This is a genomic window from Neorhizobium sp. PAMB6716 (assembly GCF_058242805.1).
The window spans coordinates 150,003-175,085 of record NZ_CM177835.1 but is presented as its reverse complement, the minus strand read 5'-3'; the positions used below and the strand labels follow the sequence as shown (position 1 = coordinate 175,085).

General features: G+C 60.6%; 27 protein-coding genes. 12 read left to right on the top strand and 15 right to left on the bottom strand.

Annotated elements, in window-relative coordinates; all coding sequences use genetic code 11:
- Window positions 1–4: 4 nt before the first annotated feature.
- The gene (locus AC4CWH_RS00835) at window positions 5–2,350 is read right to left on the bottom strand and encodes a glucose/quinate/shikimate family membrane-bound PQQ-dependent dehydrogenase (RefSeq protein WP_491319993.1); all 2,346 of its coding nucleotides are present in this window, start codon (window positions 2,348–2,350) and stop codon (window positions 5–7) included.
- Between the two features lie 145 nt (window positions 2,351–2,495).
- Window positions 2,496–2,996, bottom strand: coding sequence for a sigma-70 family RNA polymerase sigma factor (locus tag AC4CWH_RS00830; protein ID WP_491283738.1), 501 nt, complete (start codon window positions 2,994–2,996; stop codon window positions 2,496–2,498).
- Window positions 2,997–3,183: 187 nt separating this feature from the next.
- On the opposite strand from AC4CWH_RS00830, the gene AC4CWH_RS00825 reads away from it, so the two are divergent.
- A complete protein-coding gene (locus AC4CWH_RS00825) occupies window positions 3,184–3,558 on the top strand; it encodes a hypothetical protein (RefSeq protein WP_491319992.1) in 375 nt (124 codons plus the stop codon).
- Between the two features lie 185 nt (window positions 3,559–3,743).
- Entirely contained in the window at window positions 3,744–3,920 is a 177-nt protein-coding gene (locus tag AC4CWH_RS00820; RefSeq protein ID WP_491283736.1) for a hypothetical protein, read from the top strand.
- Between the two features lie 30 nt (window positions 3,921–3,950).
- Here the strand turns inward: AC4CWH_RS00820 and AC4CWH_RS00815 are convergent, their stop codons facing one another.
- Window positions 3,951–4,283, bottom strand: a complete 333-nt coding sequence (locus AC4CWH_RS00815; protein WP_491319991.1) for a hypothetical protein — start codon at window positions 4,281–4,283, stop codon at window positions 3,951–3,953.
- Window positions 4,284–4,411: 128 nt separating this feature from the next.
- On the opposite strand from AC4CWH_RS00815, the gene AC4CWH_RS00810 reads away from it, so the two are divergent.
- The 4 genes from AC4CWH_RS00810 to AC4CWH_RS00795 all read left to right on the top strand — a co-directional run bounded on the left by AC4CWH_RS00810 (window position 4,412) and on the right by AC4CWH_RS00795 (window position 6,082).
- Window positions 4,412–4,996 carry a cysteine hydrolase family protein gene (locus tag AC4CWH_RS00810; protein WP_491321318.1) on the top strand — a complete coding sequence of 195 codons (585 nt, stop codon included), beginning with the start codon at window positions 4,412–4,414 and terminating at the stop codon, window positions 4,994–4,996.
- Between the two features lie 106 nt (window positions 4,997–5,102).
- Window positions 5,103–5,327, top strand: a complete 225-nt coding sequence (locus AC4CWH_RS00805) for a hypothetical protein (protein ID WP_491319990.1) — start codon at window positions 5,103–5,105, stop codon at window positions 5,325–5,327.
- A complete protein-coding gene (locus tag AC4CWH_RS00800) occupies window positions 5,324–5,491 on the top strand; it encodes a hypothetical protein (protein ID WP_491319989.1) in 168 nt (55 codons plus the stop codon). Before AC4CWH_RS00805 ends, AC4CWH_RS00800 begins: the two co-directional genes overlap by 4 nt.
- Before the next feature lie 93 nt (window positions 5,492–5,584).
- The gene (locus AC4CWH_RS00795; RefSeq protein ID WP_491283730.1) at window positions 5,585–6,082 is read left to right on the top strand and encodes a YciE/YciF ferroxidase family protein; all 498 of its coding nucleotides are present in this window, start codon (window positions 5,585–5,587) and stop codon (window positions 6,080–6,082) included.
- Window positions 6,083–6,230: 148 nt separating this feature from the next.
- On the opposite strand, the gene AC4CWH_RS00790 is transcribed toward AC4CWH_RS00795, so the two are convergent.
- Complete coding sequence (locus tag AC4CWH_RS00790) at window positions 6,231–6,452, bottom strand: hypothetical protein (protein WP_491319988.1); 222 nt, start codon at window positions 6,450–6,452, stop codon at window positions 6,231–6,233.
- A 179-nt stretch (window positions 6,453–6,631) separates the two neighbouring features.
- On the opposite strand from AC4CWH_RS00790, the gene AC4CWH_RS00785 reads away from it, so the two are divergent.
- The 3 genes from AC4CWH_RS00785 (at window position 6,632) to AC4CWH_RS00775 (ending at window position 9,112) form a co-directional block, all read left to right on the top strand.
- Entirely contained in the window at window positions 6,632–6,925 is a 294-nt protein-coding gene (locus AC4CWH_RS00785) for a DUF2934 domain-containing protein (RefSeq protein ID WP_491319987.1), read from the top strand.
- 363 nt (window positions 6,926–7,288) lie between these two features.
- Window positions 7,289–8,755 carry a glycogen synthase GlgA gene (glgA, locus tag AC4CWH_RS00780; protein ID WP_491319986.1) on the top strand — a complete coding sequence of 489 codons (1,467 nt, stop codon included), beginning with the start codon at window positions 7,289–7,291 and terminating at the stop codon, window positions 8,753–8,755.
- 24 nt (window positions 8,756–8,779) lie between these two features.
- Window positions 8,780–9,112, top strand: coding sequence for a hypothetical protein (locus AC4CWH_RS00775; protein WP_491319985.1), 333 nt, complete (start codon window positions 8,780–8,782; stop codon window positions 9,110–9,112).
- 4 nt (window positions 9,113–9,116) lie between these two features.
- Here the strand turns inward: AC4CWH_RS00775 and glgX are convergent, their stop codons facing one another.
- Window positions 9,117–11,198: a glycogen debranching protein GlgX gene (glgX, locus tag AC4CWH_RS00770; RefSeq protein WP_491319984.1), complete on the bottom strand. Its 2,082-nt coding sequence runs from the start codon at window positions 11,196–11,198 to the stop codon at window positions 9,117–9,119.
- Between the two features lie 85 nt (window positions 11,199–11,283).
- Complete coding sequence (locus AC4CWH_RS00765) at window positions 11,284–11,496, bottom strand: hypothetical protein (RefSeq protein ID WP_491319983.1); 213 nt, start codon at window positions 11,494–11,496, stop codon at window positions 11,284–11,286.
- A 157-nt stretch (window positions 11,497–11,653) separates the two neighbouring features.
- Between AC4CWH_RS00765 and AC4CWH_RS00760 the strand changes: the two genes are divergently transcribed.
- Window positions 11,654–11,926, top strand: a complete 273-nt coding sequence (locus AC4CWH_RS00760) for a hypothetical protein (RefSeq protein WP_491319982.1) — start codon at window positions 11,654–11,656, stop codon at window positions 11,924–11,926.
- A gap of 226 nt (window positions 11,927–12,152) precedes the next feature.
- On the opposite strand, the gene AC4CWH_RS00755 is transcribed toward AC4CWH_RS00760, so the two are convergent.
- From AC4CWH_RS00755 to coxB, 5 genes are read right to left on the bottom strand one after another with little or no spacing between them, the layout of a single operon-like run.
- A complete protein-coding gene (locus tag AC4CWH_RS00755) occupies window positions 12,153–13,208 on the bottom strand; it encodes a c-type cytochrome (RefSeq protein WP_491319981.1) in 1,056 nt (351 codons plus the stop codon).
- A complete protein-coding gene (locus tag AC4CWH_RS00750; protein ID WP_491319980.1) occupies window positions 13,208–13,855 on the bottom strand; it encodes a cytochrome c oxidase assembly protein in 648 nt (215 codons plus the stop codon). The genes AC4CWH_RS00755 and AC4CWH_RS00750 overlap by 1 nt, the downstream gene beginning before the upstream one ends.
- On the bottom strand, window positions 13,852–14,235 hold the full coding sequence (locus AC4CWH_RS00745; protein ID WP_491319979.1) for a hypothetical protein: 384 nt from the start codon (window positions 14,233–14,235) through the stop codon (window positions 13,852–13,854). The genes AC4CWH_RS00750 and AC4CWH_RS00745 overlap by 4 nt, the downstream gene beginning before the upstream one ends.
- A 7-nt stretch (window positions 14,236–14,242) precedes the next feature.
- Window positions 14,243–16,762, bottom strand: coding sequence for a cytochrome c oxidase subunit I (ctaD, locus tag AC4CWH_RS00740; protein WP_491319978.1), 2,520 nt, complete (start codon window positions 16,760–16,762; stop codon window positions 14,243–14,245).
- A complete protein-coding gene (gene coxB / locus AC4CWH_RS00735; protein WP_491319977.1) occupies window positions 16,759–17,724 on the bottom strand; it encodes a cytochrome c oxidase subunit II in 966 nt (321 codons plus the stop codon). The genes ctaD and coxB overlap by 4 nt, the downstream gene beginning before the upstream one ends.
- A 575-nt stretch (window positions 17,725–18,299) precedes the next feature.
- Here coxB and AC4CWH_RS00730 point away from each other — a divergent pair.
- On the top strand, window positions 18,300–18,860 hold the full coding sequence (locus AC4CWH_RS00730) for a type 1 glutamine amidotransferase domain-containing protein (protein ID WP_491319976.1): 561 nt from the start codon (window positions 18,300–18,302) through the stop codon (window positions 18,858–18,860).
- Between the two features lie 95 nt (window positions 18,861–18,955).
- Here the strand turns inward: AC4CWH_RS00730 and AC4CWH_RS00725 are convergent, their stop codons facing one another.
- The 3 genes from AC4CWH_RS00725 to AC4CWH_RS00715 form a co-directional block, all read right to left on the bottom strand.
- The gene (locus tag AC4CWH_RS00725) at window positions 18,956–20,023 is read right to left on the bottom strand and encodes a DNA topoisomerase IB (RefSeq protein ID WP_491319975.1); all 1,068 of its coding nucleotides are present in this window, start codon (window positions 20,021–20,023) and stop codon (window positions 18,956–18,958) included.
- Window positions 20,024–20,083: 60 nt separating this feature from the next.
- Window positions 20,084–21,775 (bottom strand): HWE histidine kinase domain-containing protein, encoded by a 1,692-nt coding sequence (locus AC4CWH_RS00720; RefSeq protein WP_491319974.1) that lies wholly within the window; start codon window positions 21,773–21,775, stop codon window positions 20,084–20,086.
- A gap of 208 nt (window positions 21,776–21,983) precedes the next feature.
- Window positions 21,984–22,217, bottom strand: a complete 234-nt coding sequence (locus AC4CWH_RS00715; protein WP_491283713.1) for a hypothetical protein — start codon at window positions 22,215–22,217, stop codon at window positions 21,984–21,986.
- A 257-nt stretch (window positions 22,218–22,474) separates the two neighbouring features.
- Here AC4CWH_RS00715 and AC4CWH_RS00710 point away from each other — a divergent pair, with 257 nt between their 5' ends.
- A complete protein-coding gene (locus tag AC4CWH_RS00710; RefSeq protein ID WP_491319973.1) occupies window positions 22,475–23,527 on the top strand; it encodes a LacI family transcriptional regulator in 1,053 nt (350 codons plus the stop codon).
- Window positions 23,528–23,574: 47 nt separating this feature from the next.
- Here AC4CWH_RS00710 and AC4CWH_RS00705 read toward each other — a convergent pair whose 3' ends face one another.
- Window positions 23,575–25,080 carry a tripartite tricarboxylate transporter permease gene (locus tag AC4CWH_RS00705; RefSeq protein ID WP_491319972.1) on the bottom strand — a complete coding sequence of 502 codons (1,506 nt, stop codon included), beginning with the start codon at window positions 25,078–25,080 and terminating at the stop codon, window positions 23,575–23,577.
- Window positions 25,081–25,083 lie beyond the last annotated feature (3 nt).

Sequence of the window (25,083 nt, the reverse complement as noted above, 5' to 3'; positions counted from 1 at the left end):
ACGCTTAGCGCGGAAGCGCGTAGGCGATGACATAGTCACCTGGCTTGGTCCCGACCGAGCCGTGACCGCCGGCCACCATCACCACGAACTGACGGCCATCTTCCACCGAATAGGTCATCGGGGTCGACTGGCCACCGGCCGGAAGCCGTGCCTCCCACAGCTGCTCGCCATTGGTGAGGTTGTAGGCGCGCAGATAGTTGTCGACGGCAGCCCCAAGGAAGGCGACGCCGCCCTTGGTGATCATCGGGCCACCGATGCCGGGAACGCCAAGCTTGAAGGGCAGCGGCAGTGGCGTCATGTCGTAGACGGTGCCGTTCTTCAGCTTGTAGGCGATATCACCGGTGCGCAGGTTCGTGCCGGAGACATAACCCCAAGGCGGTGCCTGGCAGGGGATCTGCAGCGGGCCGAGGAAGGGTCCCATGCGCACGGCATAAGGTGCGCCTTCATTACGGTTCAGCCCCTGTTCGGACCCTTTCTCGTCAGACCCCTTCGGCGGGACTTCCGAGCGCGGAACGAGCTGCGAGGTGAAGGCAAGGTAGGTCGGCATGCCGAACATGACCATGCGCTCCGGATCGACAGCAACCGAGCCCCAGTTGAACGTACCGAAATTGCCGGGATAAACGATCGAGCCCTGAAGCGACGGCGGCGTGTACTGGCCTTCGTATTTCAGCTGCTTCAGGCGGATGCGGCACACCATCTGGTCGAACATGGTGACGCCCCACATGTCGCGGCCTTCCAGCGGACGCGGGCGGAAGTTGAGCGCCGAGATCGGCTGCGTCGGCGATGTGCGGTCTTCAGGGATCGCACCGCCGGGGGCCGGCTGTTCGGTGACATCGATGATCGGCTCGCCGGTGCGACGGTCGAGTACATAGATGTCGCCCTGCTTGGTCGGGCCGATCAGGGCCGGAACCTGGGTTCCGTCCGCCTTGGTCAGGTCCATCAGCACCGGCTGGGCCGGCACGTCCATGTCCCAGAGGTCATGATGCACGGTCTGGCGCACCCAGCGATCGGCACCGGTGTTGATATCGAGTGCGACGATGGAGGAGGAGTATTTCTCGACGCTTTCCGAGCGGTTCATGCCGAGCTGGTCGGGCACCTGGTTGCCGAGCGGAATATAGACGAGCCCAAGAGCCTCGTCATAGCTGAAGACGGACCAGCTGTTGGGCGAATTGGTCGTATAGCTCTGACCGTCCGGCAAAGGCGCCGTCTGCGTCGGGTTGCCCGAATCCCAGTTCCACACCAGGGCACCGGTCTTCACGTCGAAGGCTCGGATGACGCCGGACTGCGAATGGGTGGAGTAGTTGTCGTTGACGGCACCGCCGATGATGATCTTGCCGCCGACGATGACCGGCGGTGAGGTCGAATAATAATAGCCAGCCGGATTATATTGCATGCCGGCCTGCAGATGCAGCGTACCCTGGTCTGCAAAATCCGTGCACACTTCGCCATTCTTCGCATCGAGAGCGATGAGGCGGGCATCCGATGTCGGCAGGTAGACGCGCGTGGCGCAGGCAGCATCCGGCGCTGCGGCCGGATCCGCATAATAGGTCACGCCGCGGCATGTCTGGTGCTGGCGGTCAGGGTTGAGACCGGAATTGCTGTCATACTTCCACTGCTGCTTGCCTGTGGTCGCGTCGATGGCGATTGCCCAATTGTGCGGCGTGCAGACAAAAAGCGAGTTTCCAACCTTGAGCGGCGTCACCTGATAGGTGGTTTCACCCACATCCTGCGGAAGTTTGACGTCGCCCGTCTGGAAACGCCAGACTTCCTGCAGATTGGAAACGTTTTCGACATTCACCTGATCGAGCGGCGAATAACGCTGGCCATAAGGCGTGCGGCCATACTGGTGCCATTCGCCTGGCGGCACATCGCCCCCGAGGTTTGGCGCGGCAGCCACCTGCTCTTCCGGCAGATTTCCATGTGTGTCCGTTGTATCGATCACCATCGAAAGGACGGCAATGACGATCGCCAGCGTCACCGACGCGGCAAGCGGTCCCGCACTTGCGCCATAACGGAAGCCGGTTGTCGGGCTCCTGAAGCCAAGCGGCCTGCGGATCCACGGCATCAGCAACCAGATGCCGAGCACGATGATGACGCCGCCCCGCGGCCCAAGCTGCCACCAGTCGAAGCCAACCTCCCACAGCGACCAGCCGAGCGATCCGAGAATGATCAGCGAATAAAGCCAGAGCGCTGCCGCGCGGCGCAGGAACAGCAGGATGGCGGTGAGGAGAAAAGCAATGCCGGTGATGAGGTAATAGGCGCTTCCGCCCAGCATCAAAAGCTGGGCGCCACCGGCCGCCAAAGCAATCCCGATCAAAGAGAACAGGACCGCTGTGATCGTAACGGACATATCGAAAATCCCAAAAAAATCGTGTGCAGGGAGTACGGCGCAAAGCCGTAACCGCCCGGACAACTGCACACGGACAAAAAGGTTCCAGGTTTTGCCCGAAACTTGCCATAATGGGATTTGCGCCGCCGCCGGCTGAACGGGACGGTCAGTCCTCGCCCAGCTCCTGCAGGATCTGGTGACGGGCGCGGTTGAGGCGGCTTTTGACCGTTCCGATCGCGCAGTCACAGATTTCTGCGGCCGATTCATAACTTTCGCCAAGGATGGCCACGAGCGTCAGGACCTCACGGTAATGCGGCGGAAGCTTTGCCAGTGCCTTTTGCACCTCGCGAGCCCTTGCCTGGATTTCCTGCGTCGCCTCCATCGGCGTATCGCCAGACACGCATTCCTCCAGCCCCGGCGCTTCGCGGCCGAGCACCTTGGCGCGGGTATAAAATGTGTTGCGCATGATCGTGAAGAGCCAGGACTTCAACTTGGTTCCCGGCTCGAACTTGTCGAGGTTCCCCAAGGCCTTCATCAGGGTTTCCTGCACCAGATCATCCGCATCGGACGAATTGCGGCAAAAGGTGCGGGCAAACGCGCGGAGAGCGGGGATGAGTCTGACAATGTCTGCGCGGGCAGGATCGCGACTCAACTGTGATTCGGACACCGTTGCAAACCTCTCCAGTATCGGTGGTGGGATCGAGGTGGCAAACGTCGGTTACGTCTATTTGGTTCCGCTTGAATATGTCGATCTGCAGTTGTCCTCCCAGGGGGTGCGATCCGCCGCGTTGCGGAACAAACTCAGGACAGTTTTCGTTCTTTGCCCAACAAACGAAACCGGAAAGGGTTACATCATGAGCATCGTTGGCACGCAGGTGATTGCAGAAGGTGGCGGCAAGGCCGGTTATACCGTCGAATTCGTCGAAGAGGATGGTAATGTGGTGTCCGTCAGCCTGCGCTCGAACACATCCGAGCTGACGCGCGGCAATGCCATTGTAAAGGCAAAGGAATTTCTCGGCCGTATTGTCTCGCAGGGCGAACTGTCGGATGAGATGGTGGAGGCGGCACCGGCACAGGAAGCAGCCCGCCCTGGCACGCAGCGGCCGCTGGAATCCGATCGCCACAACGGGCAGGACATCGAAAAGCAGCTGAATGAAGGGCTTGAAGACAGCTTTCCGGCAAGCGATCCGGTCTCGGCCACCATCACCTCGATCCCCGGCCGCAGCTGAATAAAAAACTGATCGATAAGTCACGCCCGGCTGCAGATCGTGCAGCCGGGCGTTGCTTTGCGTGCCGTGCCCATTGACAAGCGGGACCTTTCCGCGCTTTCCAGTAGTTTAGAAGGTGCTGCCGTAAGACGGGAACGTGCGCAGCAGCCGATTGGGACAGGCAAAGGCTCCGCCGAGAGGTCGGGATGACGAGAAATTCGGGTAAGATGGCCGGCGGAAAAACAGTTCTGGGAACCAAAGTCAGCGACAAGGTTGCCGATCTCCTCGTCGAGATCGAAAAGGAACCTGTGCCGGACCGGCTGCTTGATCTGGCGCGTCAGCTACAAAAAGCCCTGAACGACAAGCTTGACGCCCAGGACTGATCGACGCCTTATCTGCGGGCGCGCGCCTTTTCAGTCGACCTGGACAGGCAGGATGGTATCGACACGCACAACGCCATCGACAACTTCGCGCGGACCCTCGGGCGAAAACCGCCCCGACAGATCCTCGATCACCGTATAAAGCTTCTCATTGCGAAATGCGCTTGCCATGTTCGTTGAATTTCCTTCAGCCGGGCTCGCATCGATTTCCGTAAAATCAAGCTCTGCATCCGTTGCCACCAGCCGGGCATCGCCGACGGTCAGTGCGCGCACCACCACTTCCCCTTGCGGCGGACGTCCCATCCATTGTGGATCATCGAGGGGGGCGCTTGGCACCAGCCGATAGATTTTCATCGCCTGCGACATGGGAATTCCTCCTTGGTTTTCTAACCCACAAAACGTCCTCGCCTTTCCTTCGTTCCGGCCCTCTGCGGCCGGAACTTTGGCAGCGCCGTGCGGTTGCGGCAGTCGCATGCCCAAGACAGGAGGACATGATGCAAGATCGCGGCAACTGTTATCATCTGTGTGTCGACATGCAGCGGCTGTTTGCAGAAGATACGCCCTGGCATATCGAATGGATGGAAAAGGTGCGCGAGCCGGTAGCACGGCTTGCGCAGGCCCACCCCGAGCGCACGATCTTTACCCGCTTCGTGCCGCCGCACACACCAAACGAGGCCAGTGGTCAATGGCGAGCCTATTTCGACAAATGGTCTAACATGACTCGCAATGCGCTTGGCGAGGAACTGATCGACATCCTACCGGAACTGAAGGTGCTGGTGCCGCCAGCGGTGGTGTTCGACAAGCCGATCTATTCGCCTTGGCTCGATGGACGGCTGAACCATTACCTCAGCGACAAGAAGGCAACCACACTGGTTATTTCCGGCGGAGAAACCGATGTCTGCGTACTGGCAGCGGTGCTGGGTGCAGTCGATCTCGGTTACCGCGTTGTGCTGGTAAAGGATGCGATCTGCAGTACGTCGGACCGCACCCACAACGATTCCCTGGAACTCTATGCCTCGCGCTTTTCCGTACAGCTCAACCTGATGACGACGGACGAGATTCTGGCCTGGTGGCGATGAACTATCGCCGGCAGGCCGGCATACAGCCGCAAACCGGAACAAACCTTTTTGCTGCCGGTTGTTCTCCATGAGCAAGGTGTCACACCATGAAACGGAGGAGACTGCGATGCGCCATGAACCGACAAGCTCCGGCAAACCCGGCGAAATTTCTCAAAAACCCCGCTGGGAGGGCCCGGCTGAAACGCGCCCGAGCGGCTATGAACAAGGCGAGGCCAATATCTTTGCCGACGACCCGGTGGCCGACAAAAAACGCAATGCCGATGATTATCCTGAAGACGACCTCGCCGACGAGGAACGGGCAAAACAGGAGATGGAGGCGAAGCGTCCATGATCGACAATATCTGGTTTTTTGCCGTGGCCTTGGGACCGGTCCTGCTCGGTGCTGCCATCGTTTATGCGATGATGCGCCGGCGCCGGCTCAGCCGCGTGGAGGAGGCGCGCCAAAAGAGCGCCACGCGTGATCTCTACGACAAGCCGATGGCGCGCACAGAATAAGATTTGCGGCACGGAACATTGTCACTGCCGTGCGGTTAGACCAATGCGCCTCGAGCGCCACGATATTCCCCCACAGACGAGGAGACACCCACCATGGCGACCAAGACCCTTGAGGATCTGTTTTACGAGACCCTGAAAGACATTTATTATGCCGAGCGCAAGATTTCCAAGGCGCTGCCGAAAATGGCCCGCGGCGCCCAGGATGCCAAGCTGAAGCAGGCTTTCCTGACGCACAAGGACGAAACCGACGGTCAGATCGAACGCCTTCAGCAGGTCTTTGAACTGATTGGCAAACGCGCGCGCGGCAAGACCTGCGCGGCCATCGAAGGCATTATCGAAGAAGGCGAGGAAATCCTTGAAGAATTCAAGGGCACGCCGGCACTGGACGCTGGTCTTCTGGCGGCCGCACAGGCAGTCGAGCACTATGAGATCAGCCGCTACGGCACGCTCGTTGCCTGGGCAAAGCAGCTGGGCCTGAAGGATGCGGTTACGCTTCTTGAAGAGACGCTTGCCGAAGAAAGCAAGACGGACGAGACGCTGACGGCGCTTGCCGACAGCGCGGTCAACATGGCGGCCAAGAAGGCCGCCTGACGATCGGCATGCGGCTTGCCGGATCGGTGAGCCGCATGGCAGTTTTCGCACGGTGCGAAAAGCGAGAAGCCCGCCAACCATTCACGGTTCGCGGGCTTTTTAGTAGGTTCGGGTCGACGGGCGCGCTGCGTGCGCCGCAGTCTGATCGTCAGAGGGAATGCATCGGCGGCTGCGGCATCACCTTGATCATCTCGCCGCTCACCTCCTGCCGGCGAAAGATGGGGCGGCGCAGCGTTTCCAGTTCGCGCTCCGCATGGCTTTTGGCCGCTTTCAGCGCCAGACCGTAGGACGGATAGGAAGCGGAGCGCTTTCCATCCAGCACATAGATCCAGCCGGTGGCATGGGGAATGATATCGAAACATTTTTCCATGGAACGGGCCCTCCTCGCCCGTCGTTTAAACCGGAAGGCGATCATAAAGTTCCCGGCGCGTTTAAAAAAAATTCGACACTCCATGGCTTGCCAGCGGCCGTTGCAGCGCACAAAATCCAATTGCGCCGGAACTTTTTGAGGCAAAGCGCGTTTCGATGCTCGGGCTAATGGAGACGAAGATGGCGGACTCAGAAGAGTGGATCAGACACCGCGCCTACGCATTGTGGGAAGAAGACGGTTATGCACATGGCAAGGATAGTGCGCATTGGGAACAGGCGCGCCGGGAATATGAAGCGCTGAGTGCTTCGGGCAAGACACCCGACACGGCGGACGCCTCTAAACCCATGGCGGTTGAGCCCGCTCCGAACGATCCGGTCATCGACACGGCACCGGCCAAACCAAAGCCAAAGGCCGCCGCAAAGCCTGTGGCCGCGCCGGCCAGGAAGCGTTCGACAAAAAAGACCGGCCTCTGACACGGCTTGCCGACAGGATCCCTGGCGGATTTTGCCCGGCGTGATGCGCTCACGCGCTTCCAACAGACCAAACGAGCGATCCCCGCTCTCTCAGAACCACCCCTTGCGCCGTGGAGATCTTCACGGCGCCTCGTGATTTTTCGTGTTTTTTGGACATGCCATGCAGGCCGAGCTTCCCGCCCTCCTGATTTCCTCTGACGGATGGAACACCCTTCGTGGCCGGCGCGTTTGCCACCACACAACCACAGGCGCGCGCAGGATTTCGCCATGATGAATGCTCCCGTAAGCTTTGACGACCGCCGTGTTCGGCGTGGCCGGGACCGGACATCCGAGGCGGACGCGCCAGAGAGGGACAGGCCACATATGAACGTTCTATCGGTAACATCGGAGCTATTCCCCCTGATCAAGACGGGTGGTCTGGCCGACGTGACCGGCTCGCTTCCCAAGGCCCTGCGATCCTGCGGCGTGTCGACGTCGACCCTTGTACCCGGTTATCCTGTCGTGATGGATAAGATCGAGGGTGCGGTTCCGCTCTTTGCCTTCGATGATCTTCTGGGCGAACCGGCCCGTCTTCTCCACGCTCATATCGATGACCTCGATCTTTTCGTGCTGGATGCGCCATCGCTGTTTGACCGCCCGGGCGGGCCTTATGTCGATGAAGCCGGCAGGGACCACGCGGACAACTGGAAGCGCTTTGCAGCCCTGTCACGGGCAGCCGCTGAAATTGCCAATGGCGCCCTGCCCGCCTGGAAGCCCGATCTGGTGCATACCCATGACTGGCAGGCAGCGCTGACCTCCGTCTACATGCGCGAGATGGGTTGCACCCTGCCGGTGGTTCTCACCATCCATAACCTTGCATTCCAGGGCCAGTACGGCGTCGACCGCCTGCCGGCCATCGGCCTGCCGCGCAGCACCTACACGACGCAGTGCCTCGAATATTTCGGCGATATCAGCTACCTCAAGGGCGGACTGCAGACCTCGGATGCGATTACCACGGTCAGCCCCACCTATGCTCGGGAAATCCTCACCCCGCGCTTCGGCATGGGGCTGGATGGCGTTTTGAACGAACGGGTCATGGCGCTTCGCGGCATTGTCAACGGCATCGATCTTGACGTGTGGAACCCCTCCACCGACACCTATCTGCCGCGCAATTACGATGCGACGAGTTTGAAGCGCAAGCGCGAGAACCGTGCGGTGCTTCTGGAGCGCTTCGGCCTTGAGCAGGGCGACGGCCCGGTTTTTTCAGCCGTCACCCGTCTCACCTGGCAAAAGGGCATGGACATGCTGGCCGATACCGCCGACGAAATCATCCATAACGGCGGCAAGCTGATCGTGTTCGGCAAAGGCGACCGTGAGATCGAGGACGCGCTTCGGGCAACTGCCGCTCGTTTTCCCGGACGCATGGCCGTGCATGTCGGTTATGACGAGCCAACGGCCCACCTCATCCATGGCGGTTCGGATGCGATCGTGCAGCCGTCTCGCTTCGAGCCATGCGGGCTGACGCAGCTTTACGCGTTGCGTTATGGTTGCGTGCCCGTGGTGTCGCGCACCGGCGGCCTGTCGGAAACCATCATCGATGCCAATGATGCGGCGGTCTCTGCGCGCGTGGCCACCGGCTTCCAGTTTCATCCTGTCAACACCGATGGCCTGCGCCTGGCGCTTCGTCGCGCGCTTGACACCTATTCCGACACGCGCAGTTGGGCACGCCTGCAGAACCAGGGCATGAAGACCCGTTTTTCCTGGGAACGCAGTGCCGAAAAATATGCCGCGATCTACGCCAACCTCGTCGGCAAACGCGCCGATGGCGGCTTGCGCCGCATGGGTGGCTGATCGAGAAGAAGCCGGTCGCGGCTTTTGAGCGACCGGCTCTTTCTCGCGCCCTTCGCCGCTCTTGCCAACGCGCCGGTCTTCTCCTTCCAATCCATAATCAGCGGCCCGAAGCATAGGCTTTCGGGCCGCTTTTGCGTCGGCGCCGCTTTGGAAACCAAGGCAGAGAAAGGCTGTTGCTTCACCGCCAAGCCACTGTTTTTTCAGCCACGGCCGGGGGCTCGCTCGGCGTTACCTTTTGGGGATGACGTCTGGTTGCCGATCAGCAAAAAAACAACAGCATGGTCTTCGCGCCGGTCTTCACAATGCAAAAAGGCCGGCAAACGGGTTGCCGGCCTTCTCGTTTTATCTGTCGTCTGAACCGTCAGCCCCGGCGGAACACCGCAAGGCTGCGGCCTTCCAGTTCGAAATCCTCGTCCTGGTCGATCTCCTGACCGCGCACTGTTGGATCGGCTGTGGTGAGTTCAAGGATCCAGCGGCCCTTGTTGAGCGGCGGGATCTTGAACGGCACCGTGCCTTCGAACGGGTTGAACAACATCAGCGCATCCGACCAGATGCCCTTCTGGCCCTCCAGATCACGGCGGCCGAGATGAAGGCCAAGCGTCGTGCCCTCCAGCCACTGTTCCGGCTGCTGATAACCGCCGCCGGCGTTGAACCAGTTCACTTCCATGCCGTCGCGCCAGTTTTCGCGGCGAAACAGCGGCTGCTTCTGGCGAAGGGCAATAACGTGGCGGGTGAAGTTGCGCAGCGCCTCATTGGTTTCCGGCAGGCCTTCCCACTGAACCCACGAGATTTCACTATCCTGGCAGTAGCCGTTATTGTTGCCCATCTGGCTGCGGCCGAACTCGTCGCCGGCAAGCAGCATCGGCGTGCCGTGCGACAGAAACAGAGTGGCGAGGAAGTTGCGCTTCTGGCGCTCGCGCACCGCATTGATACCATCGTCTTCGGTCGGGCCTTCGGCGCCATAGTTGTAGCTGCGGTTGTCGTTATGGCCGTCGTTATTGTCTTCGCCGTTATCGTCGTTGTGTTTCTCGTTGTAGGACACCATGTCGTTCAGCGTAAAACCGTCATGGGCGGCGAGGAAGTTGACGCTGGACCACGGGCGACGGCCGCGCTGGTCGTAGATGTCGCCGGAGCCGAGCAGGCGTGCGGCAAAATCCGGCGCCGTATTCTGGTCGCCCTTCCAGTATTCGCGGGTCGTGTCGCGGTATTTGTCGTTCCATTCGGCCCAGCCGGGCGGGAAACCGCCGACCTGGTAACCGCCAGGGCCGATATCCCAGGGCTCGCCGATCAGCTTGACCTTGGAGAGCGTCGGGCACTGGGTGATGGCATCAAAGAAGCCGCCGCGCTCGTCGAAACCTTCCGGTTCACGGCCGAGAATGGTTCCGAGATCGAAGCGGAAACCGTCCACATGCATGTGGTCAACCCAGTAACGCAGCGAATCCATCACCATCTGCAACACGCGCGGATGGGAGGTATTCACGGTATTTCCGGTGCCGGTATCGTTGATATAATACCGGTGATTGTCCGGCAGCGTGCGGTAATAGGAAAAATTGTCGATGCCCTTGAAGGAGAGCGTCGGTCCAAGCTCATTGCCTTCGGCGGTGTGGTTATAGACCACGTCGAGGATCACCTCGATGCCGGCATCATGGAAGGACCGCACCATGTCGCGGAAACCCTGAATACCCTTTGGCCCGTAATAACGCGAGGCGGGCGCGAAAAAGCCGATGGTGTTATAGCCCCAGAAATTGTGCAGCCCCTTGTCGAGGAGGTGCTGGTCGTCGGGGAACTCGTGGACCGGCATCAGCTCGACGGAGGTGATGCCGAGGCTCTTGATGTAATCGACGGTGGCCTTGTGGCCCATGCCTTCGAATGTACCGCGCTGGTTTTCCGGGATGGCTGGGTTGAGCTTGGTAAAGCCCTTGACGTGGGTTTCATAAACGATGGTGGCGGGCCAGGAAATGTTCGGCCGACTGTCGCCGCTCCAGTCGAAAGCGAAGGGATCGATGACCCGGCATTTCGGCGTATACGGCGCGCTGTCGCGCTCGTCGAAGGTCAGGTCCTTGTCTTCGGCCAAGAGGTCATAAGCAAAATGTGCGTCGTTCCAGTCGAAATTGCCGACAAGTTCGCGGGCATAAGGGTCGATGAGCAGTTTGTTGGCGTTGAAGCGGTGGCCGTTTTCGGGATCGAACGGGCCATGCACGCGGTAGGCATAAAGCTGGCCGGGTTTCACGCCCGGCAAATAGACGTGCCAGATCTCGTTGGTGTATTCCGGAAGCGTGATGCGCGCGATCTCGGTCTTGCCGGAGGGATCGAACAGGCAAAGCTCGATGCGTTCCGCATGGGCGGAGAAAATGGCAAAGTTCGTGCCATTGCCGTCGTAAGTGGCGCCAAGTTCCGCCCAGGAACCCGCTTCCACCGTAAAATCAGTTGTTTTCATATCCATTGCCGCACCTTCTGTCGCTGTGCGCACACAAAGCGCGAGGGACCATTTCGTTCCCGCACTGCGACAAGATCCGTCTTAATCCGCCTCAACGCGGCGGTTTCTGCCCATCTGTGGGAACGGTCCCGCCGGTCCCGCTCTGCGGTGTCGGATCGCGATCGGCCGGAGCGGTATTGCCATCAAGCTGGTTTGCCGCCGGCGGCGACGTGTCGGCGGGTGTCGTGTTCTGTTCCTCGGCCGGGCCGCAGGAGGACAGGGCGGCTATCAGGATGGTGCATCCGGCCAGCAGCAGCATTTTCATCGTGGCACCTTGTCTGTCAGGCCCGCTCATCTGTCTGACGACAACGGCGGGCGGTGAAAAATTTCACGGATGCCGGTAACCTTTTGCGCCTGTCGATGTTCCCCCTTTGAAAGAAGGGCGCAGAACGTGCGCCGTAATCAGCAGGAGGAAAATAACGATGATGTCGCAGTCCGCAGAAGAGATGGAAGGCCGCCTCAACGCCCATCGGGAACTGATGATCGATTTTATCGCCGCCCTTCTCGGCGGCGACCAGAGCCTTCAACAATTCGCACGGCGGCTGTCTGAGGATGCAAGCTTCAAGGATCACGAAGAGGATCCGGGTGCGGTTCCGGGCGAAGGTTTTGCCATCGCAAATATGGCAGCCGACGAGATCCGCTCCATTCTGGAAGCCGCCCGCGCCCGCGCAAAAGCCGAGCGCCGCATGGCATGACGCGAGGCAGAAATTGCCGACTGTCATTTTTCTGACAGCTTCTGCACACATTATTCACACCTGTGGCAATTGTGTGGAACCAGTCAGCTGCAAGCCCGTTCTGGAGCCACAGACAGTAGGGAGATGCATCATGCCGCGTGAATGGCTGGAAGCTGCAAGTGTCGTACTTGCCATTGCAACATGTTACATGCTGATCGTGCCGGTCTGATCATGAGTTTGCTGCGCCTCAACGGTTGACGTCGCGCGCGGCAAAATAAGCGGCCAGATCCTCCACATCCTTGTCCGTCAGGTCATTGGCGGCGCGCGCCATCAGATGGTGAAACTGCGTGCCGCCACGATGTCCATCACGGAACAGGCGAAGCTGACGTGCCAGATATGGCGCGCTCTGTCCCGAAAGGCTCGGATAGAGCGGATTGCCATCCGGCTTTTCGTGACAGCTGAGGCAGGCGGGAATGCGGTCCTCTGGACGTCCTGCTCTCGCAAGCTTTTCCCCATCCGCGATATTGCCGCCGTTCGGATTTCTCTCGTCCGCCGCAATGGCCTTGCGCGGCAGCGCCGAATAATAGGCGGAAAGGCCTGCCACCTGATCGGCGTTGAGGCCGTTGACGGCCGTCTGCATGACGCCGCTTGCGCGGTCGCCCTTGAGGTAGGCGCTAAGACTTTCCCTCAGATACTCCGGCGATTGTCCCGCAAGGCTCGGGATCAGGCTTCTGCCATTCAGGCGTTGCTCGTCATGGCAGGATTGGCAGCCGAGCGCTGTCACCTCTCCAGATTGTGTGGCAAGCCCGGCAAGTGCGCGATAGTCATCCGCGCTCATCCCCGGCAGCTTGCGCAGGAACGCCACCATGGACCAGACCTCGTCCTCGCGATGTTCGGCAGGCCAGGCGGGCATTCCGGTGAAACGCACGCCCTTCTCGACGATGTGAAACAGTTCCGCATTCGTCCATGTGGGCACGCGGGGTTTCAGGTCCGGCGGCACCGGCAACATGCCGAAGACAACGGCGGAGCGCTCGCGCGCCGGCGAACCGTGACACATGGCACAGCCCGCCTCGTAATGCCCGGCTGCCAGTTTGAGCATTTCGGGATTGTCGAAAGGCGGTACTTCCGTTGAAATAGAGGCGGTGCGCACCGAACTTTGCATCGACCAGTGCAAAAACCAGTCGGTGATTGCCCAGTGGCCACTTCTCGCGCCGATGCTGACAAGGCCGGACCAGGCAACGAAGAGGCCGAGGATAGGCGCAGCAACGAGGGCTGCGATCAGGTATTTCCAGCGGATAAACATCAGCCCTCCCTTATGCCAGATGGCGATGGTGCATTAAGCGTTCGGGCCAGAAGCGTAACGCCGCCGGCAAGATAAACGGCCGCGCCCACCATCAGCATGATGACGCCGCCGACCTGCTGGTCTTCGCCAGCCGAAAGGGTCGTGCCGAAACAGGTGACAAAGCCATCGCCGTAGAGCGGGCGCGGCGACAGCGCCAGAAGCGCGCCGAGCAAGGTCATGTGCATGGTGGTGAACAAAAGGCCGAGCGTGCCGCCAAGCCGGCGTTCATCCCGCGCCTCTCCCGAACCGCCAAAACAGGAGAGAAAGAGAATGAGACCGGCGATTAGGAAACACGCCTGCTCCGCCACGCGAAACACAACCGAGCTTTCCGACAGGGCCCGCAGTGCCGGCAGGTGCCAGCCCCAAACGACAATGAGTTCGATGAGCGAGGCCGTCAGCGGCGTTAGGATGCGGCTTGTTGCGACACGATCATAACGCGAGCCGGAGATGGAAAGCGCCAGAAGCGGAGCAGCACCGGCCACCACGGCCATATGGGTGATCATGTGGACCGAAAACGAGGCAGCATTTTCAAGGACGAGAAGTGTCCAGGCGGCGCACAGCACCAGAAGGCCGCAGCCAAACATCACGCGTTTTGTTGTCGTGCTCATGTCTGGCACTCCGCCAGGATGATCAGCGGGATTGCGGTGTAGACGACGGCGACGAAGCTGAGGCCGGACAGAAGCAGCGTCGCAAAGCCCTGGAACAGGCGTCGATCCTTGCCCGTGGGTTCGTCATGCGGGGGGTCGCCGGAGCCAAATCCCCATTGGCGCCAGGCGAGGTAACCGGCAAACACGATGAAGGCGAGCGCAAGAAGCGTGAAGGCGACGAGACCCCAGCGGAAATCATTGAAGCTGAGGCCGTAGATGCCCGGTTTGGCGCAATAAATCGCCATCACGACATAACAGATGACGAAATGCAGCGCCCAGACGATGGGGGCGGTAAACAGGGTCCAGAGCGTTTCGACTTCGCGGGGGATGACGCTTTTCATGACACCCTCATCTCAGGCTCGGGAAGAGGCCGATGGTGGCAAAGGTGCCGACCGCCGTTGCCAGCATGAAGTGCCAGTAGAGCACGACATTGCGCAGATCCTGATCGTAGGTGCCGGTGAGGCGCCCGGCAAAACTGCGCGCCAGGCAATAGGCCTGCATCACGATGGCGACGGCTGCATGGGCGGATGTCCAGCAGACGAGCACCCAGACAATGGCCGGATAGACGTGCCGTGTCGGCTCCATGGCATGGCTATATGGTCCCATGAAGCCGGCGGCGGTTCCACCAAGGGTCAGCGCCAGCGCCAGAACCAGCAGAAGGCGAGTGGCGGCGGTCCGGTCGCGGTCGTTTACAAAACGCGCCGCCATCATCGCAAGCCAGGCGGCGATGAAGAGTCCAGCAGCGATGAGCGGCCATGTCATACCAGGACCTGCGGCTCCTGCCGTAAAGTCGTCATGAATGGTCCAGTAGAAGAAATAACCGAAGAGGAGGCTCGCAAAGGCCGTGCCGTCTCCGACCATGGTGATGAACATCGCCCACCAGCCGACGGAAGCAGGACCGGAGACGTAAAGCGGAAAGCTCTGCCCCATGCCGGCTTGCCGGTTTTCCGTCTCGGGGATCTGCGCCGTTCCCGTCCACAGCCAATAGAGAATGGAGATCAGCGTGCCGATGGCGCAGAGGATCGTGATCCACCACCATTCATAAGTCAGCGCGATGAACACACCGCCGAGCATGAAGGCGGCCACCATCGTGACATGCGAGGAACCTCCGACGCGCAGCACCTGCAGCGGCTTGCCATCGAGAACGGAGGTGACGAGGGTTTCGCGGTGACCAGTTTCGGCGTCCGGCAGGTAGAAACGCCCTTCGGCAATGTACTGGCGCAGATCCGGCTGATCCCAGAGGGGATAACGGCTGTTGACGACGGGAATGGAGCGATACCCCCAGTTCTCGTCCTTTTCGTTGAGCCACTCCATCGTGCCGGCATTCCATGGATTGTCCGGCGAGACGGGGACGTTGCGCTTCGGCCTCAGCACATCGATCACGACAAGGGCAAAACCTGCGGCAAACACGAAGGCGCCGATCGTCGAGATAAGGTTGAACCAGTCCCAGCCCATGTCTTCCGGATAGGTATAGACACGGCGCGGCATGCCGCGAAGGCCTGCAAAATGCATCGGGAAAAACGCGGTGTTAAAGCCGACGAACATCAGCCAGAAGGCGATCTTGCCAAGGCGATCAGAGAGTTTCTTGCCGGAAAAGAACGGATAGAAATAATAGATGCCGGCCGTCACCGGAAACAGCATGCCGCCGATCAGCACGTAATGCAGATGGGCGACAATGAAATAGGTGTCATGCGCCTGCCAGTCGAACGGCACCAGCGCCACCATGACGCCGGTGAGACCCCCGATGATGAAGATGGCAAGCCCGCCGGCGCCAAACAGCATGGGCGTTGAAAAGATCACCCGGCCGGCCAGCATTGTCGCGATGAACACGAAGATCTGCACGCCCGTCGGAATGACCACCGCCTCGGAGGCCGCAGAAAAGAAGGCAAGCGAGATCTGCGGCAGGCCGGTGGTGAACATGTGGTGCACCCAGAGCCCGAAACTGAGGAACCCGGTGCCCACGGCCGCCAGCACGATCCAGGAATAACCGACGATCGGCCTCTGGGAAAAGGTCGGCACGATCATCGCCATCAGCGCAATCGCCGGCAGGAAGATGATGTAGACCTCCGGGTGCCCAAAGATCCAGAACAGGTGCTGCCAGAGCAGCGGATCGCCGCCGCGGGCCGCATCGAAGAAGGGCCAGTCGAACATGCGCTGCATTTCAAACAGCAGGTCGCCGGCAATCAGCGGCGGGAAGGCAAAGAGGATCATGCCCGCCACGACCAGCAGATACCAGGCAAACAGCGGCATCATGTTGATCCGCATGCCCGGTGCCCGGCATTTCATGATGCCAACGATGAGTTCCACGGCAGCCGCAATGGAAGCAACCTCGATGAAGGAGAGGCCGAGCAGCCAGATATCGGCGCCGATGCCGGACTGTTCCTTGTCGGTGGCAAGCGGCGGATACATGAACCAGCCGCTGTTGGGCGCGGCATTAAAAAAGATCGAGCCGCAGACGAAGACGCCGCCGATGAAAAAGCTCCAATAGCCGAAGGCCGACAGGCGCGGAAACGGCAGCTCGCGTGAGCCGAGCATGGAGGGCAGGATAAAGATCGCCACCGCCTCGAAGATCGGCACGGCAAACAGGAACATCATCACCGTGCCATGCAGCGTAAAGGCCTGATTGAAAAATTCGGCCGATACGAGATCGTTATTGGGCACCGCCAGTTGCAGGCGGATCAGAAGCGCCAGCAGGCCGGCAAACAGCATGAACAGGAAGGCTGTACAGCCATACCACAGGCCGATCTGGCTGTTGTTGACCGAGGTCCAGTAACGCCAGCCTGAAGGCGTGCGCCAGACATCCCGCAGGCGCTTTTCCTGCGCGGCGCGCTCCTCCTTCGGCAGCAACGGTCCCAGTTCGACGGTCATTCCAGTCCTTTCAGGTAGAGGGCAATCGCGGCCACATCCGCCTCGGGCAGCATGGCGAAACCCGGCATACGCACGCCGGGCTTGATGGCATCGGGATATTGAATGAAGCGGGCGAGGTTCTCCGGCGTGTTGGGAAGCGTGCCCGCGGCAACCGTCGGGCGTGATCCAAACGCCGTGAGGTTCGGCCCGAGCGCGCCGTCTGCCGGCGTGCCTTCGATGGCATGGCAGGAACCACAGCCGTGGCGCAGGAAAAGATTGAGGCCTCGCGGCTGACCGCTGGAAACCGGCTCGATGCCGGCGACCGGACTTTCCAAAGGCCGGGCAGCCAGCCAGTCGTCAAATGCCTGAGGTTCCATCGCCTGAACCGTAAAGGCCATCAGCGCATGGGCGGTGCCGCAGAATTCGGCGCAGACGCCGCGGTAGGTGCCGGGCCGGGTCGCTTCCAGCTGCAAAGTGTTGGTGCGGCCGGGGATCGCGTCCATCTTGCCGCCAATCGACGGGATCCAGAAGGAATGGATGACGTCCTTCGCTTTCAGCATGAAAAGCACACGCTCGCCGGTCGGCATATGCACTTCATTGGCTGTCTCGCGGATCACGCCGCCGGTGCTGTCGAGATAACGCACACGCCACCAGTATTGCTCGGCCGTGACCTCGATGCGGCGCAAACCCTCCCCCTCGCCGCCGAACCAGGGGCGCATGGCGGGCATCAGCCAGACGGCATAGGCGAGCAGAAAGGCCAGCACGACAACCGGGAAGGCAACGCCGCCGAAAAAGATCACCCGGCTGGCACCGATATCCGACATCGGCTTTTTCTTCAGGCGGCTGGCATAGATTACGGCACCGACAACGATCAGCCAGATCAGGCCACCGCCGGCAACCATGGCCCAGAATAGTGTGGCAACCGCCTCAGCCTCGGAGCCCGCCGGATCGAGTGCTGATTGGACGCCCGTGCAGGACGACAACAACAATCCCGGCAAAAGCACGGCGAGCATGCGCCGACAGCCAACTGGTGATCGATTTGGCCGGCCCCTGCCGGTCAAGCGGTCATCGCACATCCTTGCCCCTGCGGCTGATCTTCCCCAAAATTTGCCGCGTTAAGACGGCAGCGAACAGGGCGGCAACTGTGAAGGGTAGCTTTTGTTCCAGTACGTGCCTTAGTTTTTTATGAGGAACCATCCAGCCCGGGCTGCGGTTTAGAGAGCACAACGGGCCGAAACAGCGGCCTCAACGACAGGCAAGACACTTCGTCTCCGCAAGGACCATCTCGAACCCGGGTTCAGCGGGAACGATCACTGGAGGAAGTGAAATGCGCGACGTTATTGCCAGACTGAATGAACTGATTGGCCGCAAAAGGTCACAATCCGCACCTGACACTGTCCAAAGGGCAGATAACCTTCATGTCGTCATGCCCGACAGTGTCGATATGCCCCTTCCAAGGGCACCGCGAGAGGAAATGCGCGTTCCCGCTTCGATCAACGGGCGCGATCTCTCGACAGGCCGGCTTTAACCGGCACCAAACCATCGAAAGGATAACATCATGACAGATATTACCTCCGCACGAATCCTGATCCTTGCCACCGACGGCTATGAGCGCTCCGAGCTTCGCGTGCCGCTGGAAGAACTGCGCAAGCAGGGCGCCGATGTGAAGATCGCTTCGCTGGAAGCCGGTGAGATCAAGAGCTGGGATGAAAAGAACTGGGGCGACAGCGTTCCTGTGGACCTGCTCGTTACTGACGTGAAGTCCGAGGATTACCACGCGCTTGTCATTCCGGGCGGCCAGATCAACCCGGACATCCTTCGCGCTAATGAGAACGCGGTCAAGGTTGTTCGTGATTTCATCAAGAGCGGCAAGACTGTGGCCGCCATCTGCCACGGCCCTTGGCTGCTGGTGGAAGCCGACGCTCTGCGCGGCCGCAAGGCAACATCCTTTGCCTCCATCAAGACCGACCTGAAGAACGCCGGCGCCTCCTGGGAAGATAAGGAAGTGGTAGTCGATAACGGCATCATCACTTCGCGTTCGCCCAAGGATCTGAAGGCGTTCGTCGCCAAGATCGTTGAGGAAATCGGCGAAGGTCGCCACGATCGCCGCGCGGCCTGATCGGCACCATCACGTAAAAAATTGGCCGCCATGCACTGTAGGGCGGCCTTTTTGTGTGTGCAGATATGCAGAACCGCCAAGATCTGCGGCGGCTCTCACGCCGGTTCGATAACGGTGGCGGTCTTGAGGAAGGACAACATCCGCTGCTCGTCGACGCGCAGGCCGGAAAGCTGGGCATCAGCGCGCACCGGGTTTTCCACGATGGCATCGAGCGGGCTGGCGTCCTCGGCAAGCGACAGGATGAGCGGGTGGATATAGCTGTTGCGGCAGACGGCAGGCGTGTTCTGCAATTCCTCTGACGCTGCCGTCGTCAGCAGCTTGATCTTTATCTTTTCGCCGGCCTGATGCGCCTGACGGGCCGCACTGAACGCTGCCACGCTGCCGCCCCAGGTGCGAAAGGTCTTGGCTGAAATCGGCAGGCCGGAGGCTTCCGCGAGATAGGCGTTCAGGCGTCCGGAATCCACCGCATGCGGCAAGCCGTCCTCATCGGGGAAGGAAAACAACTGGCGTCCCGGCAGATCAGCGATCTCTTCCAGAATACGCTGAAGCCGGGGCTGGCGAATGGTGTGGCGCACGCGTTTGCCGCCCTTGGCGGTGAACTGCAACAGCACCGCGTCATCCGTCAGCTTCATGTGGCGCTTCAGGAGGGTGGTTGCGCCATAGGTCTTGTTTTCCTTGGCATAGGCACGGTTGCCGACGCGGAGGTGCGTTGCATCCATCAGCGCAACCAGGGCTGCGATGACCGCTTCCGGATGATCGAGCCCAGTGCCGAGATCCTTCTGCACGCGCCGGCGGATGCGCGGCAGCGCCTCGCCGAAACGGATCAGCTGGTCGTATTTCAGCTCGCTGCGAAACAGCTGCCACTGCGTGTGATACCGATACTGTTTTCGCCCGCGCGCATCATATCCCGTTGCCTGCAGGTGGCCACGCGGATCCAGACAGATCCAGACATTTTCATAGGCCGGCGGCAGGCCGAGCGACAGGATGCGCTGCTTTTCCGGCCCCTTGCAGACAACCGTCTTGTCCGGCAGCACATAACAGAAGCCGCGCCCCTTGCGCAGCCGGCGAATGCCCGGCTCCGCATCACTGACATAGGTGAGGCCAATGTTGGAAAGCGCCTCGATGGCCGTATCGGTTGTGCTGATGGTGCTGGTGATATCCATAGCCGCCAAACGCCGAAGATCGGCGTTCGTTCCTGCCGCTGGAGCAGAGGCAAGGCGATGTCAGGTGAGCGTATCCTTGTGGATTTCCGCACTGCTGCGCTCAAACAGCCGGCGCGGGCCAACAAGGCTCCAGCGGAAGCCGGTGACGGCGTAATCCACATCCACCTGTCCGTTGAACGAGGCCGCCGCATGGCGCTTGATGATGGTGGTGCCAAAACCGGTTGCGGCCGGCTCCACGACGGGCGGCCCTCCCCTTTCCTGCCAGGTAACCTGCAGACAAGGGTCGTCGGCTTCTCCTGTTACAGGCGTCCAGGACAAGTCGACGCGACCTTCCGGCACCGACAGCGCGCCGTACTTGACCGAATTGGTTGCCAGTTCATGCAGCACGAGGCCAAGATTCTGCACCGCTTCGGCGCGCAGGATAAAATCCTCTCCCGATACTTTGACGCGGGCGCGGGCCTCGGCAAAGGTTTCCAGGTGCAGCGTAACGACGCGGGTCATCGGAACGCCCGCCCATTGCTCCTGCGCCAGCATTTCGATGGATTTTCCAAGCCCGTGCAGGCGTTCTGCGATGGCGCGCTGGAACTCTTCCATGCTGGTGCCGCGCCGCGCCAGCTGCCGCATCATCGCCTGCACCAGCGTCATGATGTTCTTCGTGCGATGCACCAGCTCATGCATGATGAGGTGAACGCGGTCTTCAGCCTCGCTGCGATCAAAGGAGGCATTGGAGAGCGCAATCGCGATCTGATTGGCTTCGGTAATGCGCGTATCGACGGGCGAGACGATTTCGCCACGGCCGATACGGTCTGCCATCGCGGCAATCTGGCGGATGGGAATGCGCAATTGGCGAGCGACGAAATAGGCGACCATCAGCCCGCCGGTCAGGATGAGCAGGCTTCCAAAAATAAGGTAACGGGAGGTGGTGATGATACTGGCCTGTGCCGTGGCAATCGGCCCCCAGACCACCACCTTCCACGACCATTCGGGCAGGCGGGCGTAACCATACATCTGGCGCGGTTCGCCTCCGACATCCTCGATGGTGCCGCTGACACCACTCATCAGCGCCTGCGTGGTTTTTCCAAACGCAGGCGCCTCACCGGCCCAGGCTGTCGTCGAGGTCACTACCCGGTCGTGCTGGTCGAGAACGGCAACGGACCATCCGGCCGGCAGATTTTCTGTACTGATCAGCCGCTGCAGATCCTCGGCGTTCTGGGTGAGGATGAGGGCAGAACCGACCGAGGCGAGTTCCGCAGGCAGGGGCATCAGCACGTTGAACACCCAGCGCTTGGCGTTTGCTCCCACAAAGACGGAGGAGACCTCTATTTTGCGGGATGACAGAACGGAGTGCAGGCCTTCCTTGTTGGCCATTGGCAACAGAGCTTCGCCAAAATCGGTGCGGGTGTTCAGCTTCTGCCCACCATCCGCATCGGCCAGCACGACATAACGCGCGCTGCCGCGCAAACTGCTGCGGGTTCTTTCATGAAAAGCGCGGAGGTCACCGGTCGAAAGTTCCGGCGAGTTTGCGATGAGCCGCAGCGTGGTTGCGGAATCGCGCAGTTCACGCTCGATGGAGCGGGCAATCGCGCGGGCATCCTCCTCCGTATCACTGTTCAGGATATCGCGCTGCTGGGCTTCAAGCCGCAGCATCAGAAACACCACGAAGGCAATCAGAGGCAACGCGATCACGGCTGAGAGCGCGACAAGATAAAAACTGATCGAAGCCGTGGGAAATATCCGCGAAAGCCTGACCATCCCCAATATCAGTCCTGCGAATGCGCCGATTGATGAATTGTGGCTGCCCTCATATGTCCCGCCCCTGCTCGCTCTCCACGCGTTCAACTTGTTCTAGCCGACTTCGCAGCCGGAACCAAGGGATGTTGCCGCAACCGCCGGCGGCGTCCCCCGTTCCGACGATGCGAGCGGATACGTTAGCGGTCCCTGGCCCGCCGGGTCTTCTGACCTATTCAGGTTTTTTCTGGCTGTGTCCCTCTTCATAATGAGGTGACCATTCCTTGCCGATATGCTGGCCCGGCGGCTCCTTGTGCGCCGTTGCATCTTCCGAACCGGTGATGACGGTGGGCTTTGCCGAATCGACTCCGCTTGCCTTTCGGTCGCCCTGGCTTTTGGCAAACTGCCCCTTTGCATCGCCTCGAACGGTTGCCGCATCATTATCCTGGGGAATATCCTTGCGCATTCGCGCCTCCTGTCGTCGGCTTTTCGCGCGCAGCGGTTGCTGCCTGCGGGTGGAGCGTCAACCTGCAGCGATGCCGAAAGTTCCAGCCCGCCCGGAACTGCGGGACTATCTGCCTGCCACGCCCGGCATCGCAGGTTGCATCGGCTGGAGGCATGATTTTGCCGCCGCGTGAAGAGGCGGGAACCGTATGTTCCGCAGGGATAAAAAGTATGATTTATATCCCGTTTGGGTCGGGAGCCCAAAGCAGGAGGACAATCATGACGTTTGAGGAGGCCGGGTGGCCAAAACGGCCAATAGAGGCGCGGGCAGAAGGCAAGGGTGGCGCAAAACCGACACTGCGCACCATTGCCGATCTCACAGGGCTTGCCGTCACCACCGTCTCCCGGGCCCTTGCCGGCGCGCCGCAGATTGCGCTGGAAACGCGTCTCAAGGTGGCGCGGGTGGCAGAAGAAATCGGGTATCTGCCGGATAGTGCCGCCCAGCGCCTGCGCACGGGGCGCACCCATGTCATCAGCCTCATTCTCGATCCGCACGAGGAAATCCTAGGCTATGCCACGTCGATGATCCGGGGGCTGTCTGAGGCCTTTCGCGATACGCCCTATCACCTCGTCATCACCCCGCATTTTTCCGATCGGCCGCAGATCGAGCCGGTGCGCCACATCATTCGAAACCGCACCGCAGATGGGATCATCTTCACCCGAACGGAGCCCGAAGACGAGCGGGTAAAACTGCTGCTGGAGAGTGATTTCCCGTTCATTTGCCACGGCCGCACCGAACTTTTAACGCCGCATCCGTTTGTCGACTACGACAACCATGCCTTTGCCTATAGCGCCAGCCGCCGGCTGATCGAGGCCGGGTGCCGTAAGCTTGCAATCATCCTGCCGCCTGGCCAGTTCACCTTTTCCCGCCATATGCGCGATGGTTTCATGGCCGCCGTCAGCGAGGCGGGCATTGCTTATGAAATCCCTGAAAGCATCACCATAGACAGCCCCTCAGATGCGATCCGCGATTGTTTTTTCGCCTCATTCGGCAAAGAGGACCGCCCCGATGGGGTGATTTGCGGCGGAGAGGTGATTGCCATGGCGGTGATGGCGGCAGCGCATGACCGCAACCTGACGCTTGGCGAGGAGGTTCATGTGGTCGCCAAGCAGACATCCGGCCTGTTCGATCAGGTGAGACCCCGCATTCCCACCATCCGCGAGGATCTCTCAGAGGCGGGCTCAAAGCTTGGCACGCTGCTTCTGGAGCGCATCCTGCGCCAGACGCCCGTTACGCAATTACAGCACCTGCAGACGGTCGCCGAATTTTAAAAAGGCTCCCGTCGCCTGACGACGGGAGCCTGCACACTCAAATGGTCTCAATCCTCGTCCTGGAACACCACCTCGCGCTTGGCCCTGACGCTTGGCAACAGCACGACGATCAGCACGCCGAGTGCAAGCGCCAGAAGCGTGGCGCTGATCGGGCGGGTGACGAAAGTGGAGGGATCGCCGCGCGACAGGATCATGGCGCGCCGCAGGTTTTCCTCCAGCAGGGGCCCCAGCACGAAGCCGAGCAGCAGCGGTGCCGGCTCGCAGCGCAGCTTTACCAGCACGTAACCGATGAAACCGAAGAAGGCGACGGCATAGAGGTCGAAGACGTTGGAATTGACGCTGTAGACCCCGATGGAGCAGAAGGCCATGATGATCGGGAAGAGCACGTAATAGGGGATCGTCAGCAGCTTCACCCAGAGCCCGATGAGCGGCAGGTTCAAGACCACCAGCATCAGGTTGCCGATCCACATGGAGGCGATGATGCCCCAGAACAGCGCCGGCTGTTCGGTCGCCACATTCGGCCCCGGCACGATGCCCTGAATGATCATCGCGCCGATCATCAGCGCCATGACCGGATTGGCGGGAATGCCGAGCGTCAGGAGCGGGATGAACGAGGTCTGCGCGCCGGCATTGTTGGCCGATTCAGGGCCGGCAACACCGGCAATTGCGCCATGGCCAAATTCCTGCGGGTTTTTCGAGACGCGTTTTTCCACCGTATAGGAGGCAAAGGCGGCGAGGATGGCGCCACCGCCGGGCAGGATGCCGAGCGCCGAGCCAATCGCCGTGCCGCGCAGGACCGGGCCAACCATCTGGCGAAAATCGTCGCGCGTCGGCATGAGGCCGCTGACCTTGGAGATCAGCACCGAGCGGGTCTTTTCGTTCTCCAGGTTGCGCAAGATTTCGGCGATGCCGAAGACGCCGACGGCGACTGCCACGAAGTTCAACCCATCGGCATATTCACGGATACCGAGCGTGAAGCGCGGCGTGCCGGAATAGATGTCGGTGCCGACAAGCCCGAGCAGCAGGCCGAGCACGACCATGGCGAGCGCCTTGACGATGGAGCCGGAGGCCAGCGCGATGGAGGAGACGAGACCGACCACCATCAGCGAAAAATATTCGGCAGCGCCGAATTGCAGCGCAATCGAGGTGAGCGGCGGGGCAAAGATGGCAACGAGGAAGGTCGAGACCGTGCCGGCAAAAAACGAGCCGAGCGCTGCAATGGCAAGGGCAGCTCCTGCCCTTCCCTTGCGCGCCATCTGGTAACCATCGATGGCGGTGACCGCAGACGAGCTTTCACCGGGCATGTTGATGAGGATGGCGGTGGTGGAGCCGCCATACTGCGCGCCGTAATAGATACCGGAGAGCATGATCAGCGAGGAGACCGGCTCCAGCTGAAAGGTGATCGGCAACAGCATGGCGATTGTCGCCGTGGCGCCAATACCTGGGAGAACGCCGATCAGCGTGCCGAGCAGCACCCCGATCAGGCAGAAGAACAGGTTGGCAAACGAGGTGGCCGTGGAAAAACCCAGCGCCAGATTGTGAAAGAGTTCCATCGT

Bases quoted from the DNA above. Each gene is read 5' to 3' on its own strand.
- AC4CWH_RS00835 (WP_491319993.1), bottom strand. From the start codon at position 2,350: ATGTCCGTTACGATCACAGCGGTCCTGTTCTCTTTGATCGGGATTGCT.
- AC4CWH_RS00825 (WP_491319992.1), top strand. From the start codon at position 3,184: ATGAGCATCGTTGGCACGCAGGTGATTGCAGAAGGTGGCGGCAAGGCC.
- AC4CWH_RS00820 (WP_491283736.1), top strand. From the start codon at position 3,744: ATGACGAGAAATTCGGGTAAGATGGCCGGCGGAAAAACAGTTCTGGGA.
- AC4CWH_RS00815 (WP_491319991.1), bottom strand. From the start codon at position 4,283: ATGTCGCAGGCGATGAAAATCTATCGGCTGGTGCCAAGCGCCCCCCTC.
- AC4CWH_RS00810 (WP_491321318.1), top strand. From the start codon at position 4,412: ATGCAAGATCGCGGCAACTGTTATCATCTGTGTGTCGACATGCAGCGG.
- AC4CWH_RS00805 (WP_491319990.1), top strand. From the start codon at position 5,103: ATGCGCCATGAACCGACAAGCTCCGGCAAACCCGGCGAAATTTCTCAA.
- AC4CWH_RS00800 (WP_491319989.1), top strand. From the start codon at position 5,324: ATGATCGACAATATCTGGTTTTTTGCCGTGGCCTTGGGACCGGTCCTG.
- AC4CWH_RS00795 (WP_491283730.1), top strand. From the start codon at position 5,585: ATGGCGACCAAGACCCTTGAGGATCTGTTTTACGAGACCCTGAAAGAC.
- AC4CWH_RS00790 (WP_491319988.1), bottom strand. From the start codon at position 6,452: ATGGAAAAATGTTTCGATATCATTCCCCATGCCACCGGCTGGATCTAT.
- AC4CWH_RS00785 (WP_491319987.1), top strand. From the start codon at position 6,632: ATGGCGGACTCAGAAGAGTGGATCAGACACCGCGCCTACGCATTGTGG.
- glgA (WP_491319986.1), top strand. From the start codon at position 7,289: ATGAACGTTCTATCGGTAACATCGGAGCTATTCCCCCTGATCAAGACG.
- glgX (WP_491319984.1), bottom strand. From the start codon at position 11,198: ATGGATATGAAAACAACTGATTTTACGGTGGAAGCGGGTTCCTGGGCG.
- AC4CWH_RS00765 (WP_491319983.1), bottom strand. From the start codon at position 11,496: ATGAAAATGCTGCTGCTGGCCGGATGCACCATCCTGATAGCCGCCCTG.
- AC4CWH_RS00760 (WP_491319982.1), top strand. From the start codon at position 11,654: ATGATGTCGCAGTCCGCAGAAGAGATGGAAGGCCGCCTCAACGCCCAT.
- AC4CWH_RS00755 (WP_491319981.1), bottom strand. From the start codon at position 13,208: ATGTTTATCCGCTGGAAATACCTGATCGCAGCCCTCGTTGCTGCGCCT.
- AC4CWH_RS00750 (WP_491319980.1), bottom strand. From the start codon at position 13,855: ATGAGCACGACAACAAAACGCGTGATGTTTGGCTGCGGCCTTCTGGTG.
- AC4CWH_RS00745 (WP_491319979.1), bottom strand. From the start codon at position 14,235: ATGAAAAGCGTCATCCCCCGCGAAGTCGAAACGCTCTGGACCCTGTTT.
- ctaD (WP_491319978.1), bottom strand. From the start codon at position 16,762: ATGACCGTCGAACTGGGACCGTTGCTGCCGAAGGAGGAGCGCGCCGCG.
- AC4CWH_RS00730 (WP_491319976.1), top strand. From the start codon at position 18,300: ATGACAGATATTACCTCCGCACGAATCCTGATCCTTGCCACCGACGGC.
- AC4CWH_RS00725 (WP_491319975.1), bottom strand. From the start codon at position 20,023: ATGGATATCACCAGCACCATCAGCACAACCGATACGGCCATCGAGGCG.
- AC4CWH_RS00720 (WP_491319974.1), bottom strand. From the start codon at position 21,775: ATGGTCAGGCTTTCGCGGATATTTCCCACGGCTTCGATCAGTTTTTAT.
- AC4CWH_RS00715 (WP_491283713.1), bottom strand. From the start codon at position 22,217: ATGCGCAAGGATATTCCCCAGGATAATGATGCGGCAACCGTTCGAGGC.
- AC4CWH_RS00710 (WP_491319973.1), top strand. From the start codon at position 22,475: ATGACGTTTGAGGAGGCCGGGTGGCCAAAACGGCCAATAGAGGCGCGG.
- AC4CWH_RS00705 (WP_491319972.1), bottom strand. From the start codon at position 25,080: ATGGAACTCTTTCACAATCTGGCGCTGGGTTTTTCCACGGCCACCTCG.